Here is a 17916-nt window from a genome sequence, read left to right as displayed (position 1 = left end):
GGCGGCGCTGTCCGCACCCGAGAGAAGGAAGAAGGTGGGCGGAACATGGCCGCCACCCACAGGATCGCCGCGGGTTCCGTGATCGCCGCGGTCTGCGCCGCATCGCTCGCCGGTTGCGCGACCGGCACCCCCCGGCAGGAGCGCCCCGACCCGCAGAAGGCCACCCCGGCGCAGGCGCCGAAGAGCGCGGTCCGGCTGATCGGAGACGGCTCGACCGCCTACACCGGAGCCCAGCCCCATCTGCCGCGAGCCGAACGGCTGCGACCCGGCCAGAAGCCCCCGCAGTTCGTCGTCTTCTCCTGGGACGGCGCGGGCGAGGACAGCCAGAAGCTGTTCTCCCACTTCCGCGAGGTCGCCAGGAAGAACAACGCGACCATGACGTACTTCCTGAGCGGCGTGTACATGCTGCCGGACGACGAGCGCGACCGGTACCGGCCGCCGCAGCACTCCCCGGGCCGCTCCGACATCGGCTTCAACGACCGCCGGGGCATCGCCGCCACCGTGAAGCAGCTGCGGCTGGCGTGGCTGGAGGGCAACGAGATCGGCACCCACTTCAACGGCCACTTCTGCGGCAGCGGCGGCGGTGTCGGCGAGTGGTCCGTGCAGGACTGGAAGGACGAGATCTCCCAGGCCAAGCGGTTCGTGAAGACCTGGAAGACCAATACCGGCCTGAAGAACGCCGCCCCGCTGCCCTTCGACTACGACAAGGAGCTCATCGGCGCCCGCACGCCCTGCCTCGAAGGCCAGCGCAACTTCATGAGGGCCGCCCGCGACCTGGGCTTCCGCTACGACACCAGCGGCGTCAACGACCAGGTCTGGCCGAAGAAGAAGCAGGGCCTGTGGGACGTGTCCATGCAGCTGGTGCCGTTCCCCGGCCACTCCTTCGAGCAGCTCACCATGGACTACAACTTCATGGTCAACCAGTCGGGCACCGCCACCCAGGGCGATCCCGCCAAGTTCGACTACTGGGGCGACCAGATGCGCGACGGCCTGCTCAAGGGCTTCTCGAGGGCCTACAACGGCAACCGCGCGCCGTTGATCATCGGCAACCACTTCGAGTCCTGGAACGGCGGCACCTACATGCGTGCCGTCGAGGAGGTCATCGAGACGGTGTGCACCAAGAAGGAGGTGCGCTGCGTGTCGTTCCGGCAGCTCGTGGACTGGCTCGACGCGCAGGACCCGAAGACGCTGGAGAAGCTGCGCACCCTGCCGGTCGGCCAGGCGCCCAAGGGGGGCTGGGCGTCCTTCCTGTCGGACCGGCCGGCCCCGGCACCCAAGGGCGTGCCCGGCGCTCCGGCGGCCAAGGGGTAGTCCTTCGGGAGGACGTGGCCCGGCGCACGCGCGCGTGAAGAAGGCCACTCCGCCGTGGGAGGGTGCCCCGGGGTGCGTAGGGTCGTACTCATGAGTACTGCAGGCGCGAGCGCCGATCCCCTCGCGGCCCTGGGGGCGCTGCCCGGAGTGGCCGAATCCGTGGAGTCCGTACGCAAGGCCGTGGACCGGGTCTACGGGCACCGGGTCATGCGGCGGCGCAGCAACGCGATCACCTCCGAGGCCGCCCTGCGCGGCGCCCGCGGCTCGGCCGCGCTGTCCGGCGCGGACTGGGCCCTGGAGGAGGTGCGCCGGCGTACGGACTTCAGCGGCGACGACGAGTCCCGCACCGTGGGCGCCGCCCTGCGGCTGACCGCGGAGGCGGGTCAGCTGCTGTCGATCTGGCGGCAGTCCCCCCTGCGGGTGCTGGCCCGGCTGCATCTGGTGGCGGCCGCGGACAAGGGCGACCAGGTGGGGCGGCCCCGCAAGGAGGGCGAGTCGGTCGACGAACCGGTCGTCGCTCTACCGCTGCCGAGCGCCGCCGAGACGCACGGCCGACTGGACGGGCTGGCCGAACTGATCATCGCGGGGGGCTCCGCGCCGGCGCTGGTGACGGCCGCCGTCGTACACGGCGAGCTGCTCGCCCTGCGCCCCTTCACGTCCCACAACGGCCTGGTCGCGCGCACGGCCGAGCGCATCGTCCTGGTCGGCAGCGGGCTGGACCCGAAGTCGGTCTGCGCGGCCGAGGTCGGTCATGCGGAGCTGGGACGCGACGCCTACCTGGAGGCCCTGAGCGGGTACGTCTCCGGGACCCCTGAGGGTGTCGCCGCCTGGATCGTCCATTGCGGCAGGGCGGTCGAACTGGGGGCCCGCGAGTCGATGGCGGTGTGCGAGGCGCTGCAACGCGGAGCGGCCTGAAATCCTTCACCGGGAAAAGTGATGCGGCGGTACGAGTTCTCGTACCGCCGCTGGCATGAGCATCGGGTTACCAAGCGTCCTCGATATATGCCCATCAGGCCGGGAGCTTTGCCCGTGACCTGGTGCGGCTGGCCCGTATTCGACGGGTCGACGTCGCGTGGGTGCCCGGTGTTCATGCTCGGTCCGTGGGGCCAAATGCGTTAAAAAGGTGATCCTCTCGGATGTCCTTGGTCTCGCGGGCCGTTGAGTCCTTTGTACTCCTGCCCCGCAACAAGCGGAAGTCCAGGCTGCACTTCTTTACTTTCGGATTCACCTAGTGCGAGCCGTCGTTCCAGGTCAAGCGACCGTCGCCCGGCGCCTGTTCGCGTACCAGACGAGTCCCGCCGTCGCCGCCGCGGCGCTTATCGCGGCGACCGCCACGAGGGCCGGGCGCGGCGGTACGGAGAACGCGGGGATGCGCTGCTTGAGCCGGACGGGGCGGTGGAAGTCCAGGATCGGCCAACCACGCGTCAGCGCCTCGCGGCGCAGCGCCCGGTCCGGGTTCACGGCGTGCGGATGGCCGACGGACTCCAGCATCGGCACATCGGTCGCCGAGTCGCTGTAGGCGTAACAGCGGCTCAGGTCGTACCCCTCGGACTCGGCCAGTTCCCTGACGGCCTCGGCCTTGGTCGGGCCGTACGCGTAGTACTCCACCTCCCCGGTGAAGCAGCCGTCGTCGCCCACGACCATGCGGGTGGCGACCACCCGGTCCGCGCCGAGCAGCTCGCCGATCGGCTCGACCACCTCCGCGCCCGACGTGGACACGATCACCACGTCGCGGCCGGCGGTGTGGTGCTCCTCGATCAACGAGGCGGCCTCGTCGTAGATGATCGGGTCGATCAGGTCGTGGAGCGTCTCGGCGACGATCTCCTTGACCTGCTGCACGTTCCACCCGCGGCACAGGGCGGACAGATATGCGCGCATGCGCTCCATCTGGTCGTGGTCGGCGCCGCCGGCGAGGAAGACGAACTGGGCATATGCGGTACGCAAGACGGCCCTGCGGTTGATCAGACCGCCTTGGTAGAACGACTTGCTGAACGTGAGCGTGCTCGACTTCGCAATGACCGTCTTGTCCAGGTCAAAGAAGGCGGCTGTGCGGGGCAACGAGTGGTTTTCCACGCCCCGAAGCATAGGGGCAGCCCATTCGGCGTAAGGTGGGGCGCGTGGGTTTGCCTGAGAAGGCTCTCGGGTACACCATGGAAGTCACGGATCGTTCGCGACCGTGCTAACCCGGCCCGACTCCTCCCCCCCCGAGTCGGCCGTGGGGACGACCCCCGCTCTCCCCCCCGGCGGGGGTCGTCGCATGTCCGGGTGGGTTTTCTCCCTCTTTTTACGGCCTGACAGCCGCTGAGATGCGCACTGTGGGTCGTTTTGGCATGCTCATGATTTGTAACGCTGTGTAGCCGTCGGACTGCTCTGTGGAAGTCGCACAGAGGGCCTGAGCAGCTCACCGGTATGGGTGACGGTGATATTCACAACCCCCGGCACGTCCACAGTTATCCACCAAGATCCACACGATTTCCGGGATCGCTGCACCGTGATTCCAACGCGTCCCGCTCGCGGCGAGTTCATGGCCGGTTCCGAGCAGTGGGGGGCGTTCGGCCGGTTTCTGTCCGGCCGTTCACAGGGAGGCCGCTCGCCGGTTCTCCCAGGTTTGGCAATCGCGGGGCCGCAGGAGCCGCGCGAGTCACGCAGCGAAGGGGGATGGAAGCCGTGGCCGGAACCGTCACACACGACCCGCCGCCGGCCGCCGGAGGGCGGCAGGGCGGACCACTGATCCTCACCGAGGACACCGAACTCCTCGACGATCTGCTGCGCCTGTGCGCGGCGGCGGGCGCCACACCGGAGGTGCACCACGGTCTGCCCGAGCGCAGAGGCAGCTGGGAGGCCGCGCCGCTGGTCCTGGTGGGCGACGACGCCGCCCGGAGGGTGCGCGGGGCCGCGCGCCGAAGGGGTGTCGTCCTCGTCGGCCGGGACCAGGACGACTCCGGCGTGTGGCGGCGGGCCGTCGAGATCGGCGCCGAGCACGTCCTGATGCTGCCCGACGGCGAGCAGTGGCTGGTCGACCGGATCGCCGACGTCGCCGAGGGCGTCGGCCGGCCGGCCCTCACCGTGGGGGTCATCGGCGGGCGGGGCGGGGCCGGAGCGTCCACGCTCGCCTGCGCCCTGGCCGTCACCTCCGCGCGGGAGGGACTGCGCACCCTCCTCGTGGACGCCGATCCGCTGGGCGGCGGACTCGACGTACTCCTCGGCGGTGAGACGGCCGAAGGTCTGCGCTGGCCCGCGTTCGCCTCCTCCCGCGGACGGGTCGGCGGGGGAGCCCTGGAGGAGTCGCTGCCCGAGCTGCACGCGTTGCGGGTGCTCAGCTGGGACCGCGGCGACCGCATCGCCGTTCCGCCGCAGGCGGTGCGCGCCGTGCTGGCGGCGGCCAGGCGCCGAGGCGGCACGGTCGTGGTCGACCTGCCGCGCCGGATCGACGACGGTGTCGCCGAGGTCCTCTCGCAGCTCGATCTGGGCGTGCTGGTGGTGCCCGCCGAGCTGCGGGCCGTCGCGGCCGCGGGACGGGTGGCGTCCGCGGTCGGCATGGTCCTGCGGGATCTGCGGGTGGCGGTCCGCGGGCCGTACCCGCCGGGGCTCGACGACCGCGAGGTGGCCCGCCTGCTCGGGCTGTCCCTGGTCGGCGAGGTACCGGACGAGCCGGGGCTGTCGCGCCCGGACCAGGCGCCAGCGCCCCCGGGCGCCGTCCCGCGCGGACCGCTCGCCCGGTTCTGCGCGGAGTTCTGGGAGCGGGCGCTCGTCGAGGCGGGTACGGCATGAGCACCCTGGCCGGACTCGAGGGCGCGGCGCTGCTCGACGGGGTGCGGCGGTGGCTGGCCGAGAGCGGGGGCGAGCCGACCCCCGCCCGCGTGGCGCAGGCCCTGCGGGAGCAGGGGCGGGTCCTCGGGGACGCCGAAGTGCTGGGGGCGGCCGCGCACTTGCGGTCCGAACTGGTCGGCAGCGGACCGCTGGAGCCGCTTCTCGCCGACCCGTCGGTGACGGACGTGCTGGTGTCGGCCCCCGACCGGGTCTGGGTCGACCGGGGTGGCGGACTGGAGCTGACGCCGGTGCGCTTCGCGGACGCCGCGGCCGTACGCCGGCTCGCCCAGCGTCTCGCGGCCGTGGCCGGACGCCGTCTGGACGACGCCCGGCCCTGGGCGGACGCCCGGTTGCCCGACGGGACGCGGCTGCACGTGGTGCTGCCGCCGGTGGCCGTGGGATGTGCCTGCCTGTCGCTTCGGGTCGTGCGTCCGCGTGCCTTCACACTCGGCGAACTGGTCGCGGCGGGCACGGTTCCTCCGGGCGGAGACCGCGTGCTGCGCGCGCTGCTCGACGCCCGACTGTCCTTCCTGGTCAGCGGAGGAACCGGCACCGGCAAGACCACGCTGCTGAGCGCCCTGCTGGGACTGGTGGGACCGGGCGAGCGGATCGTCCTCGCCGAGGACTCGGCGGAGCTACGACCCGACCATCCACACGTCGTACGCCTTGAGACCAGGCCCGCCAACCAGGAGGGGGCGGGCCTGGTCACCCTCGAGGACCTGGTGCGCCAGGCGCTGCGGATGCGGCCTGACCGGCTGGTGGTGGGTGAGGTGCGCGGGCCCGAAGTGGTGCATCTGCTGGCCGCGTTGAACACCGGCCACGAGGGCGGCTGCGGAACCGTGCACGCCAATGCCGCCGCCGACGTACCGGCCCGGCTGGAGGCGCTCGGCACGGCCGCCGGGCTCGACCGGGCCGCGCTGCACAGCCAGCTGGCGGCCGCGCTCTCCGTGGTGCTGCACCTGGTGCGCGACCGGTCCGGGCGGCGGCGGATCGCCGAGGTGCACGTGCTGGAGCGGGACCCGTCGGGGCTCGTGCGGACGGTGCCGGCACTGCGATGGGGCGAGCGGGCCTTCGTGCGTGAGCGGGGGTGGGAGCGGCTGAGGGGGCTGCTCCGGGGCGGGGAGAGCGGGAGCGGCCCGGAGGAGGCCGCGGTGGAAGGGGGCGAGGCGAGGCATGACGGGGGTGGCTGAGATGTCGACGGGCACGGCGGTGGTCTGCATGGGGGCGGCCGTCTGGTTGCTGGGCGAGCGGGAGGAGGTGGCGCGGCGGGCGCGGCTGCTGCTCACGGACGGCGGAGCCGTCGCGCACGCGCCGCCCGGGTGGCGGCGGCTGACCGATGGGCTGTGGCGCGTCCGCGCGCGGCTGGGGGCCGAGTGGTGGGCGCCGGTGGCCGGGTTGGTGCCGGCGGTGCTCGGGGCGTCGGTGCTGCCGGTCGTCCTGGGGGCGGCCGGGGTGCCGTTGCTGCGGCGGGCCCGGCTGGCCGGCCGGGCGCGGCGGGAGCGGGAGCGCCGGGCCGACGCGGTGATCGCGTTGTGCGGGTCGCTCGCCGGGGAGGTGCGGGCCGGACGTCAGCCGGGTGAGGCGCTGCTGCGGGCCGCGCGGGACTGCGGCGGGCTCGCGGGCACACGGGCGACGGTGCTGGCGGCGGCGCGATTCGGCGGTGACGTGCCGGAGGCGCTCGCGATGGCGGCACGGCAACCGGGCGCCGAGGGACTGCGGGGACTCGCGGCGTGCTGGCGGGTTGCGGTGGACCAGGGAGCGGGGCTCGCCGCCGGGCTCGACCGGCTCGCCACCGCCTTGCGGGCCGAGCGGGACCAACGGTCCGATCTGAGGGCTCAGTTGGCGGGCGCCCGAGCCACAGCGGTGATGCTCGCCGCTCTGCCGGCCCTGGGCCTCGCCATCGGCATCGCCCTCGGCGCCGATCCCCTCCGCGTCCTGCTGCACACCGGGGCGGGGCTGGGCTGTCTGGCGGCGGGCGGGGTGCTGGAGGGCCTGGGTCTGTGGTGGGTGCGGCGGATCGTGCGGGGCGCGGAGGAAGCGGCATGAGCGGGGACGTTGTCCACAGGCTGGGGGTGGCCCTGGGGATCGTGGCGGTCTGCGCCTGGTCGGCGCGGTGGCTGGTGGAGTCGCGGCGTCGCCGAAGGACGCGCCGACGGCTGGCCGAGCTGTCGGGGGTCCGGGAGGCCACCGCTCCTGCCCCACGCCATGCCCTGCGTGGGATCGCACGCGCCTGGCTGGCCCCGGTGGGCGTGGCGTGCGCCGTCTGGGCGCTGGTCGGGGGCCTCCCCGGGGCCGCCGTGGGACTGGCCGGTGCGCTGGGCCTGTGGCGGTGGCGGCTGCGGCAGGCGGCTGCGGGAGAGGACCCGCGGGCACCCGACCACGTCGAGGCGGCGCGCCAACTACCCCTCGCCGCCGACCTGCTGGCGGCCTGCGTCGCGGCGGGCGCCGGCCCGGTGATCGCGGCCCAGGCGGTGGGCGAGGCCCTCGGTGGTCCTGTCGGTGAGGCGCTCGCCCGGGGCGCCGCGGAGGTGCGGCTGGGCGGTGAGGCGGGGGCGGCCTGGCGGAGGCTGGACGCCCTGCCGGGCGCCGGAGGTCTGGCCCGGCTGCTCGAACGGGCCGACGTGTCAGGCCTGCCGGCCGCCGGACCGGCCGCACGGCTGGCCGCCGAGTCGCGCGCCGACTGGAACCGTGCCGCGACGGCCAGGGCCCGCCGCGCGGGCGTGATGGTCAGCGCGCCGGTCGGGCTGTGCTTTCTGCCCGCGTTCATCGCGGTCGGCGTGCTGCCGGTGGTGATCGGGCTCGCGGGCGGGGTGCTCGGAGGGGGTGACGGCTGACGCGGGGACGGACCGGAAGCGAGTGAGCGACAAGCGAGCGAAAACAAACAGAAGTTCGGACTCTTTCCTACGGGGGTTGAGATGTATCAGGCGGTTCGGGCACGGCTGCGTGCCCTGGTGTGCGGGTTGCGTGCGGCGCGGCGGGACGGGGGGATGGTCACCTCCGAGTACGCGATGGGAATCGTCGCGGCCGTGGCGTTCGCGGTGGTGCTGTACAAGGTCGTCACGAGTGGGCCGGTCAGCGCGGAGCTGCAAGCCGTGGTGAAGGGGGCCCTCAATGCGCGGATGTGAGCGGGGCACGGACCGGGGGTTCGTCACGGCGGAGTCGGCGGTGGTGCTGCCCGTCCTGGTGATGTTCGCGATGGCCCTGGTGTGGGGGCTGCTGGTCGTGGCCGCGCAGATCCAGTGTGTGGACGCGGCGCGGACCGGGGCGCGTGCGGCGGCACGCCAGGACCCGCCCGGCGCGGTCGTGCGGCTGGCCCGCGAGGCGGCACCGCCCGGTGCGAAGGTGACGGTCAGCCGGGACGCGGAACACGTCCGGGTGGTCGTGGTGGCCGAGCCACCGGTGCTGCGCGGTCTGTCCTTCGCCGTGCGCGAGGAGGCGGTGGCGTCCGTGGAGGAGGCGGTGGGCACGTGAGACGCCGCCGGGAGGGGGCCGGGGCCGGGGTGAGTACCGGCGGTGGGCATGTGTGGTGCCGCCGGGCGAGAGCCCGGCCCGGGATGGATAGCGGCGGTGGGCGTGTGAGGCGCCGCCGGGCGGGGGCCGGGGCCGGAGCCGGTATCCGCAGGTGGGCGGCCGTGCGCGGGAGCGCCGGTTCGGACCGCGGGTCCGCCACCGTCTGGAGTGTGGGGGCGATCGCCGTGCTGTGCGTGGTGTTCGGTGTGGTCCTCGCGCTGGGGCAGGCCGTCGTGATCCGGCACCGGGCGGCGGGCGGTGCGGATCTCGCGGCGCTCGCCGCGGCGGACCACTGGGCCGAAGGGGGCTCGGCGGCCTGCGCTCGGGCCGGCCGGGTGGCCCGGGCGCAGGGCGTGCGGCTCGTGCGGTGTGAGATCACCGGGGAGATCTCGGACGTGACGGCGGCGTCGGGACGGGGCCCGTTCACGGCGCAGGTCAGGGCGCGGGCGGGTCCTCCGACGGCTCCGCCGGGCCTTCCGTCGGCTGCTCTGCCGCTCCGTCCGCCGTCCGCTCCACGACAGGAGCGCCCTGCTCCTCCGGAGCGTCCTCCTTCTCCCCGGGAGCCCCCTCCAGCAGCACCGTGAGGAGGCGCACCGCCCCCCTCTTGTGCAGCGGGTCGTTGCCGTTGCCGCACTTGGGGGACTGGATGCAGGACGGGCAGCCGGCCTCGCACTCGCAGGAGGCGATGGCCTGGCGGGTGGCGGTCAGCCAGGTGCGGGCGGTGTGGAAGGCGCGCTCCGCGAAGCCCGCGCCACCCGGATGGCCGTCGTAGACGAAGACCGTGGGCAGCAGCGTGTCGGGGTGGAGCGGGATCGACACGCCGCCGATGTCCCAGCGGTCACAGGTGGCGAAGAGGGGCAGCAGGCCGATCGACGCGTGTTCGGCGGCGTGCAGGGAGCCGCCGAGGATCTCCGGGTTGATCCGGGCCCGGTCCAGCTGGTCCTCGGTGACGGTCCACCACACGGCGCGGGTGCGCAGCGTACGGGGAGGGAGGTCGAGTTTGGTCTCACCGAGCACTTCGCCGGTGATGAGCCGTCTGCGCAGGAAGGAGACGACCTGGTTGGTGACCTCGACGGAGCCGTAGCAGAGGCGGCCGTCACCCCAGGGGATCTCCACGTCCGTCTCCAGGACGGAGATCGACGTCGTGTCCCGGGCGACGGTGGAGTACGGCGGGGCGGCCTCCTCGACGAGGGCGACGGAGTCCTCCAGGTCGAGCGACCGCACCAGGTAGGTGCGGCCCTGGTGGAGGTGGACCGCCCCTTCGTGCACCGTCGAGTGCGCGGCGCCGGCGTCGACCGTGCCGAGCAGCCGGCCCGTGCCGGTCTCGACGACCTGGACCGGGCGTCCGCCCTCCCCTCGGATGTCCGTCAGGTCGGCGGCGCGCTCCCGGCGGGTCCAGTGCCAGGCCTTGGTGCGGCGGCGCAGCAGCTTCGCGGCCTCCAGCTGCGGCAGCAGGCTCTCGCCGGCCGGGCCGAACAGGGCGAGGTCCTCGTCCGTCAGGGGCAGCTCCGCGGCGGCGGCGCACAGATGCGGGGCCAGCACGTAGGGATTGTCGGGGTCCAGGACGGTCGATTCGACAGGCTGGTCGAACAGGGCCTCCGGGTGGTGGACGAGGAAGGTGTCCAGCGGGTCGTCACGGGCCACCAGCACGGCCAGCGCCCCCTGCCCGGCCCGTCCGGCCCGGCCCGCTTGCTGCCACAGGGAGGCGCGCGTGCCCGGGTAGCCGGCGATGACGACGGCGTCGAGGCCGGAGATGTCGATGCCGAGTTCGAGGGCGTTCGTCGCGGCGAGGCCCAGCAGTTCACCCGAATGGAGGGCTTGTTCGAGTGCGCGTCGTTCTTCCGGCAGATAGCCGCCCCGGTACGCCGCGACACGCCGGGCCAGCGACCGGTCGACCTCGGCCAGGCGCTCCTGGGAAATGACCGAGATCAGCTCGGCGCCGCGCCGGGAGCGGACGAAGGCGACCGAGCGCACGCCCTGCACGGTGAGGTCGGTCAGCAGGTCCGCGGCCTCGGCGGTGGCCGTGCGGCGGACGGGGGCGCCCTTCTCGCCGTGCAGCTCGGTCAGCGGCGGCTCCCAGAGGGCGAACACCAGTTCACCGCGTGGGGAGGCGTCGTCGGCCACCTCCAGCACCGGCACGCCGGTGAGGCGGCGGGCGGCCACCGCGGGCTCGGCGGCGGTCGCGGAGGCCAGCAGGAACACGGGCGAGGCGCCGTAACGGGCGCAGAGCCGCCGCAGGCGGCGCAGCACCTGGGCGACGTGGGAGCCGAAGACGCCGCGGTAGGTGTGGCACTCGTCGATGACGACGTACTTCAGCGACTTCAGGAAGGAGGACCAGCGGGGGTGGGACGGCAGGATCCCGCGGTGCAGCATGTCCGGGTTGGTCAGGACGTAGTTGGCGTACTGCCGGATCCACTCGCGTTCCTCGAACGGAGTATCGCCGTCGTACACGGCTGGGCGTACGGCGTTGCCGAGGGGATGTGAAAGTTCCTTCACGGACCGGCACTGGTCCGCCGCGAGGGCCTTGGTCGGAGCCAGGTAGAGGGTGGTCGCGCCCCGGCCGTTCGGGGCCTCCGCGCCGTCCATGAGGGTGGACAGCACCGGGACGAGGTAGGCCAGGGACTTGCCGGAGGCCGTGCCGGTGGCGACGACGACCGAGTCGCCGTCCAGGGCGTGCTCGGCCGCCCGTGCCTGGTGGGCCCAGGGGTGTTCGATGCCCGCGGCGCGCACGGCGGCGACGACCTCCGCCCGGATCCGGTCCGGCCAGACGGCATGCCGACCCGCGCGCGGGGGCAAGTGCTCCGTATGAGTAATGCGCGAAGCCCTGCCCGGACCGGACGCGAGCCGGTCCAGGACCGTGCCCGGAGCGGGCCGGGAGGCGGGGTCCGTCGGGGTTCGATCGGATCGGTGATTCTTGGCCATCGGCACCGAGTGTGTCACTGGCGTGACGGACAATGGAGCCAAGGCGTCGTGCACGCCTGCCGGTAAGTGATTGAATGCCATCGCGGCTGGCGAAGCGTCCAGGGGCTGAAGCCGAATGCCCCTAGGGCGACCGCTCGATAGCAAGGTGCTGGAGGATCCGTGGACCTGTCCCTGTCGACCGAAACCATGGGCGATCGCACGATCGTCAGGGTCGGTGGCGAAATCGACGTATATACCGCGCCCAAGCTGCGCGAGCAGTTGGTCGAGCTGGTGAACGACGGCAGTTTCCACCTTGTCGTCGACATGGAGGGCGTGGACTTCCTCGACTCCACCGGGCTCGGCGTGCTGGTCGGCGGCCTGAAGCGTGTGCGGGCCCATGAGGGCTCCCTGCGCCTGGTCTGCAACCAGGAGCGCATTTTGAAGATCTTCCGTATCACCGGTCTCACCAAGGTGTTCCCCATTCACACCTCGGTCGAGGAAGCGGTTGCGGCCACCGACTGACACCGGTCCCGGGCCCTGTGCCCGGGCCGGCCGACATTCGGCAAGAGTGAACACCGAGGGGGCCCGGGTTTCGCCGGCCCGGAGCCTCTCGACAGCACGCCCGCTAGTTGCGAGGGGGATGCATGGCCACCGTTGAGCTCCGCTTCAGCGCGCTGCCCGAGCATGTCAGGACCGCCCGGCTGGTGGCGGCCGCGGTGGCGCGCAGGGCCGGAGTGGACGAGGCCGTCCTCGACGAGGTCAGGCTCGCCGTCGGTGAGGCGTGCAGCCGGGCCGTCGGGCTCCACCAGACCGTCGGGATCTCGGCACCGGTGAAGGTGCTGCTGATCGAGGAGGAGAAGCAGTTCTCCATCGAGGTCGGCGACGAGGCCCCGCACGCGGTCTCCGGCGAACGCGCGTCCGGTGCCGGCGGCTCCGACGGCGAGGCCGACGAGGACGAGATGGGCCTCGCGGTCATCAGTGGACTCGTCGACGACGTCGAGGTCAGCGCGGGAGAACACGGCGGGCTGATCAAGATGACCTGGCCGACCACACCGCCGCCGACGATCCTGGTCTGATTCCGCCACCGCGCACACCGTTCTTCCGAAGGGCCCCACCCGTGGGGCCCTTCGTCATGTGCGGGTGTCAGTGCTCGCCTTTACAGTAGTTCCTGTGCCGTTCATCGCGTGAATTCGTTCACGATCATTCGCGCGCCCTCCGGCAGCGTCAGAATGCTTTCAGGGCATTACCTCGGACGTCCAATTCCGTTTATCGCGCTCTGTTTTGATCAGGTTCCGGTACCTACAATCCCGTCCACATCTTGAGCTCAGCCCAAGCGTCAAGGAGGACGAATGGCGGGGCTTTCCCTCTCACAACAGTCGGGTCATCACACCGACCTCGCAGCCGCGGTCCTGACCGACGGCAACCGCGTACTCATCGTGGTCATCGCGGTCGTCGCACTGGCGGCGCTGGCGGTCGCGGGCGTCCTGGTGCGCCAGGTGCTCGCGGCCGGCGAGGGCACCGACAGCATGAAGGAGATCGCGGCAGCGGTGCAGGAAGGCGCGAACGCCTATCTGGCGCGTCAGCTGCGCACCCTCGGCGTATTCGCCGTCGTCGTGTTCTTCCTGCTCATGCTGCTGCCCGCGGACGACTGGAATCAGCGTGCCGGACGTTCGGTGTTCTTCCTGATCGGAGCGGCGTTCTCGGCGGCCACCGGCTATATCGGCATGTGGCTCGCCGTGCGCAGCAATGTGCGTGTCGCCGCGGCGGCACGTGAAGCCACACCGGCACAAGGCGAGCCGGAAAAGGATCTGACCTCCGTCTCGCACAAGGCGATGAAGATCGCATTCCGTACGGGCGGCGTGGTCGGCATGTTCACGGTGGGCCTCGGCCTGCTCGGCGCCTCCTGCGTGGTGCTGGTGTACGCGGCCGACGCGCCGAAGGTGCTCGAGGGCTTCGGCCTCGGAGCCGCGCTGATCGCGATGTTCATGCGAGTCGGCGGCGGGATCTTCACCAAGGCCGCCGACGTCGGCGCCGACCTGGTCGGCAAGGTCGAGCAGGGCATTCCGGAGGACGACCCGCGCAATGCCGCGACCATCGCCGACAACGTGGGCGACAACGTCGGCGACTGCGCGGGCATGGCGGCCGACCTCTTCGAGTCCTACGCCGTGACGCTGGTGGCCGCGCTCATCCTGGGTTCGGCCGCCTTCGGCGACGCAGGGCTCGGCTTCCCGCTGCTCGTGCCGGCGATCGGCGTGATCACCGCCATGATCGGCATCTTCGCGGTGGCGCCCCGGCGCGCCGACCGCAGCGGCATGAGCGCCATCAACCGCGGGTTCTTCATCTCCGCGGTGATCTCGCTGGTGCTGGTGGCGGTGGCCGTCTTCGTCTACCTGCCCGGGAAGTACTCCGAGCTCGACGGGGTCACCGACACCGCGATCCTGGGCAAGGACGGCGACCCACGGGTCCTCGCGCTGGTCGCGGTGGCCATCGGCATCGTGCTCGCCGCCCTGATCCAGCAGCTGACCGGCTACTTCACCGAGACCACCCGCCGCCCGGTCAGGGACATCGGCAAGAGCTCGCTCACCGGCCCGGCCACCGTCGTCCTCGCCGGTATCTCCGTCGGTCTCGAATCGGCCGTCTACACCGCCTTGTTGATCGGCCTGGGGGTGTACGGGGCGTTCCTGCTCGGCGGCACGTCCATCATGCTGGCGCTCTTCGCGGTGGCCCTGGCCGGTACCGGCCTGCTCACCACGGTCGGCGTGATCGTTGCGATGGACACCTTCGGGCCCGTCTCCGACAACGCGCAGGGCATCGCGGAGATGTCCGGTGACGTCGAGGGCGCGGGCGCGCAGGTGCTCACCAACCTGGACGCGGTCGGCAACACCACCAAGGCGATCACCAAGGGCATCGCGATCGCCACGGCCGTGCTCGCGGCGGCGGCGCTGTTCGGGTCGTACCGCGACGCGATCATCACCGGCGCGCGGGACGTGGGCGAGAAGCTCAGCGGGGAGGGCGCCCCGATGAGCCTGATGATGGACATCTCGCAGCCCAACAACCTCGTGGGTCTCATCGCCGGCGCTGCGGTCGTCTTCCTCTTCTCTGGGCTGGCGATCAACGCCGTGTCGCGGTCGGCGGGTTCCGTGGTCTACGAGGTGCGGCGGCAGTTCCGTGAGAAGCCCGGGATCATGGACTACAGCGAGAAGCCGGAGTACGGCAAGGTCGTCGACATCTGCACCAAGGACGCCCTGCGCGAGCTCGCCACGCCCGGTCTGCTGGCCGTGATGGCGCCCGTCTTCATCGGGTTCACGCTCGGCGTCGGCCCGCTCGGCGCCTTCCTGGCGGGCGCGATCGGCGCGGGCACGCTGATGGCGGTGTTCCTCGCCAACTCCGGTGGCGCCTGGGACAACGCCAAGAAACTCGTCGAGGACGGCCACCACGGTGGCAAGGGCGGCGAGGCCCATGCGGCGACCGTGATCGGAGACACGGTCGGCGACCCCTTCAAGGACACCGCGGGCCCCGCGATCAACCCGCTGCTGAAGGTCATGAACCTGGTGTCGCTGCTCATCGCGCCCGCGGTGATCAAGTTCTCCTACGGCCCCGACAAGAGCATCGGGGTGCGGATCCTGATCGCTGCCCTCGCGTTCGTCGTGATCGTCGGGGCGGTCTACGTGTCAAAGCGGCGGGGAATCGCCATGGGTGACGAAGACAACGCCGGATCGAAGCCCAAGTCGGCCGATCCGGCGGTGGTTTCGTAGGGAGGTTCTCCGAGCCCCAGCTCAAGGTGCGGGCGGGCGGCGCGCGTTGGCGCGTCGCCCGCCCGCTCTTTGTGGGTAGACGCTCACGCGTGAGCCTTCTCTCGCTTGGTGCAAAAGGTTACAAAACGGTCTTAATAGACGTTCGACGTGCGGTTGCCGTGCATCTGGCGTGTATGTTCCGGGGCCGAGAGCCATGGAAGGGACCAAACCGGTGAACAAGAAGCTCGCGGCCGCACTGTCCGGCGGTGCGGTACTGGTACTGGCGCTGTCGGGCTGCGGCGGCGACGACGGCAACGACAAGCTGGACTCCTGGGCCAAGCAGGTCTGTGACGCCGTGCAGCCGCAGGCCAAGAAGATCGAGTCGGCCAATGCCGCGATCCAGAAGGAGACCTCGGACAACAGCACGCCGAAGGACGTCCAGAAGACCGACGCACAGGCCTTCCAGGACATGTCCGACGCCTACAAGGCGATCGGGACGGCTGTGAACAAGGCCGGGGCGCCCGACGTCGAGAACGGTCAGAAGAAGCAGCAGGACGCGGTCAAGGAGCTCAACTCGATCTCCGCCTCCTACGCCTCCCTCAAGAAGCAGGTCGACGGGCTCGACACCAAGGATCAGGGCAAGTTCGCCGACGGCCTGAAGGACATCGCCACCGAGCTGGACAAGCTGAGCCAGAGCGGGAACGACGCCCTCAGGAACCTGGAGGAGGGCGAGGTCGGCCAGGCCATGGCCCGGCAGTCCAGCTGCAAGGCGGCCACGGCGTCGGCGGGCGCGACGCAGAGCTGAGCGGGCACCTCATGCCCCTGGTGTGCCGAGTGGCGGGGAACGCCCGGACTCCCGCGCACGGACACGCGCGCCCCCGCACCGGCGGCCACAATGGACGGCGTGAGTAACGCCAGCCAGTCATCCCTGCCCCCGCTGCCCGCCTCCGACCGCCCCGATGTCGCCGCCCGGCTCCGGGACGCCCTGCTCGCGGCCTCCTTCACCGCCGACGGACTGCTCGAACTGCTCGGCGCCCCCGCGTACGCGGCGCTGGCCCGGAGCGAGACCGTGCCCGCGCTCCGGGCGACGCGCGGGGACACGCCCCTGGAGATGCTCGTCCGGCTGTTCCTGCTCCAGCAGCCCGTGCCGCACGCGCGCGTGGCGGACGTCCTGCCCGTCGACGCCTGCCTGGAGAGCGGCTGGCTTGCCCGGGCCGGCGGGGACGAACTCGCCGCCACGGTGGACGTCCGGCCCTACGGCGGGCCCGGCGGCGAGGACTGGTTCATCGTCTCGGACCTCGGCTGCGCGGTCGGCGGTGCCGGCGGCATCGGCCGGAGCGACGAAGGGGTCGTCCTCGGAGTCGGCGGCGCCTCCACGACCCTCGCCGGCATCACCGTCCGCACCCCCGTCGCCGCCGCACTCGACCTCGGTACCGGCTCCGGCATCCAGGCTCTGCACGCCACACGGCACGCCACGCGGGTGGCGGCCACCGACCTCAACCCGCGCGCCCTGCACATCACCGCCCTCACCCTGGCACTGTCCGGCGCCGCGACCGCCGACCTGCGCGAGGGCTCCCTCTTCGAACCGGTCCGGGACGACGAGACGTTCGACCTGATCGTGTCCAACCCGCCCTTCGTGATCTCTCCCGGCACACGACTCACCTATCGCGACGGCGGGATGGGCGGGGACGATCTGTGCCGCACGCTCGTTCAGCAAGCGGGCGACCGTCTCAACGAGGGCGGGTTCGCACAGTTCCTGGCCAACTGGCAGCACGTGGAAGGGGAGGACTGGCAGGACCGGCTCAGGTCGTGGGTGCCGCGCGGCTGCGACGCGTGGATCGTGCAGCGCGAGGTGCAGGACGTCAATCAGTACGCCGAGCTGTGGCTGCGTGACGCCGGTGACCACCGGGGTGACCCGGCGGAGTACCAGGCGCGGTACGACGCATGGCTCGACGAGTTCGAGGCGCGCAAGGTGAAGGCCGTCGGGTTCGGCTGGATCACCCTGCGCAGGACGAGTGCCGCCGTGCCCTCGATCACGGTGGAGGAATGGCCGCACCCGGTCGAGCAGCCGCTCGGCGACACCATCCGGGCCCACTTCGACCAGCTCGACCACCTGCGCGACCACGACGACGCCGCGCTGCTCGAAGGGCACTTCCGGCTCGCCGCCGAGGTCGTGCAGGAGCAGGTGGGGCTGCCGGGGGCCGAGGACCCCGAGCACGTCGTGCTGCGCCAGAACCGCGGCATGCGCCGGGCGACCCGGGTGGACACCGTCGGCGCGGGCTTCGCGGGTGTCTGCGACGGCACGATGAGCGCGGGCCGCATCCTCGACGCCATCGCCCAGCTGATCGGCGAGGACCCGGTGATGCTGCGCGACCGCACACCGGCCCAGATCCGGTTGCTGGTCGAGCAGGGGTTCCTGGAACCGGTGCGCTGAGCTCCCGCGCGAGGGGCGTCATCGGAGGGTGCCGGGAGGCGCGCCAATAAATTCGAGTCGATTTGGACACCCCGTCCGAGACGGGTCACGCGGAATTGGACGCCCTTGATCCACCGCCGTGTCGCCCTGGCGTTCACCTCGGGTTCGCCTGCCCGCCGCCCGCGCGTGTCAGCCTCCCGGGGCCGACACGGCGCGGGCGGGGGAGAAGGGGGACGG

General features: G+C 72.0%; 15 protein-coding genes and 1 pseudogene. 14 read left to right on the top strand and 2 right to left on the bottom strand.

All coding sequences use genetic code 11. The features are described from left to right. Positions 1–45 precede the first annotated feature (45 nt). The gene (locus AC0665_RS14025) at positions 46–1311 is read left to right on the top strand and encodes a polysaccharide deacetylase family protein (protein ID WP_468634972.1); all 1266 of its coding nucleotides are present in this window, start codon (positions 46–48) and stop codon (positions 1309–1311) included. A 90-nt stretch (positions 1312–1401) separates the two neighbouring features. Then, positions 1402–2226, top strand: coding sequence for a Fic family protein (locus AC0665_RS14020; protein ID WP_478508249.1), 825 nt, complete (start codon positions 1402–1404; stop codon positions 2224–2226). A gap of 336 nt (positions 2227–2562) precedes the next feature. Here the strand turns inward: AC0665_RS14020 and AC0665_RS14015 are convergent, their stop codons facing one another. Continuing rightward, a complete protein-coding gene (locus AC0665_RS14015) occupies positions 2563–3396 on the bottom strand; it encodes an HAD family hydrolase (protein ID WP_363117560.1) in 834 nt (277 codons plus the stop codon). A 573-nt stretch (positions 3397–3969) separates the two neighbouring features. On the opposite strand from AC0665_RS14015, the gene ssd reads away from it, so the two are divergent. The 7 genes and pseudogenes from ssd to AC0665_RS13980 all read left to right on the top strand — a co-directional run. Then, positions 3970–5082 (top strand): septum site-determining protein Ssd, encoded by a 1113-nt coding sequence (gene ssd / locus AC0665_RS14010; protein WP_478603474.1) that lies wholly within the window; start codon positions 3970–3972, stop codon positions 5080–5082. Continuing rightward, a complete protein-coding gene (locus tag AC0665_RS14005) occupies positions 5079–6311 on the top strand; it encodes a TadA family conjugal transfer-associated ATPase (RefSeq protein WP_468408562.1) in 1233 nt (410 codons plus the stop codon). Before ssd ends, AC0665_RS14005 begins: the two co-directional genes overlap by 4 nt. Further along, entirely contained in the window at positions 6295–7167 is an 873-nt protein-coding gene (locus AC0665_RS14000; RefSeq protein WP_478705075.1) for a type II secretion system F family protein, read from the top strand. Before AC0665_RS14005 ends, AC0665_RS14000 begins: the two co-directional genes overlap by 17 nt. After that, positions 7164–7955: a type II secretion system F family protein gene (locus tag AC0665_RS13995; protein ID WP_478603480.1), complete on the top strand. Its 792-nt coding sequence runs from the start codon at positions 7164–7166 to the stop codon at positions 7953–7955. Before AC0665_RS14000 ends, AC0665_RS13995 begins: the two co-directional genes overlap by 4 nt. Positions 7956–8036: 81 nt before the next feature. After that, entirely contained in the window at positions 8037–8246 is a 210-nt protein-coding gene (locus tag AC0665_RS13990) for a DUF4244 domain-containing protein (RefSeq protein ID WP_363117696.1), read from the top strand. Then, on the top strand, positions 8233–8592 hold the full coding sequence (locus AC0665_RS13985) for a TadE family type IV pilus minor pilin (RefSeq protein WP_468634983.1): 360 nt from the start codon (positions 8233–8235) through the stop codon (positions 8590–8592). Before AC0665_RS13990 ends, AC0665_RS13985 begins: the two co-directional genes overlap by 14 nt. 83 nt (positions 8593–8675) lie before the next feature. Beyond that, a pseudogene (locus tag AC0665_RS13980) lies at positions 8676–9026 on the top strand (Rv3654c family TadE-like protein); the annotation flags it as partial. A 40-nt stretch (positions 9027–9066) separates the two neighbouring features. Here AC0665_RS13980 and AC0665_RS13975 read toward each other — a convergent pair. Continuing rightward, on the bottom strand, positions 9067–11634 hold the full coding sequence (locus AC0665_RS13975; RefSeq protein ID WP_478603483.1) for a DEAD/DEAH box helicase: 2568 nt from the start codon (positions 11632–11634) through the stop codon (positions 9067–9069). Positions 11635–11712: 78 nt separating this feature from the next. Between AC0665_RS13975 and bldG the strand changes: the two genes are divergently transcribed. From bldG to AC0665_RS13950, 5 genes are all read left to right on the top strand, one after another. After that, positions 11713–12054, top strand: coding sequence for an anti-sigma factor antagonist BldG (gene bldG / locus AC0665_RS13970; protein ID WP_003991900.1), 342 nt, complete (start codon positions 11713–11715; stop codon positions 12052–12054). Positions 12055–12176: 122 nt separating this feature from the next. Then, positions 12177–12608 carry an ATP-binding protein gene (locus AC0665_RS13965; protein WP_363117568.1) on the top strand — a complete coding sequence of 144 codons (432 nt, stop codon included), beginning with the start codon at positions 12177–12179 and terminating at the stop codon, positions 12606–12608. Positions 12609–12881: 273 nt separating this feature from the next. Continuing rightward, positions 12882–15287, top strand: coding sequence for a sodium-translocating pyrophosphatase (locus AC0665_RS13960; protein WP_478603486.1), 2406 nt, complete (start codon positions 12882–12884; stop codon positions 15285–15287). Positions 15288–15480: 193 nt separating this feature from the next. Then, a complete protein-coding gene (locus tag AC0665_RS13955; RefSeq protein ID WP_468408575.1) occupies positions 15481–16071 on the top strand; it encodes a small secreted protein in 591 nt (196 codons plus the stop codon). Between the two features lie 90 nt (positions 16072–16161). Next, a complete protein-coding gene (locus AC0665_RS13950; RefSeq protein WP_478603489.1) occupies positions 16162–17700 on the top strand; it encodes a DUF7059 domain-containing protein in 1539 nt (512 codons plus the stop codon). Positions 17701–17916 lie beyond the last annotated feature (216 nt).

This window comes from Streptomyces sp. NPDC043685 (assembly GCF_056436585.1).
Note: the sequence above shows the minus strand (reverse complement) of the source record. Positions and strands in the feature narration are given on the sequence as shown.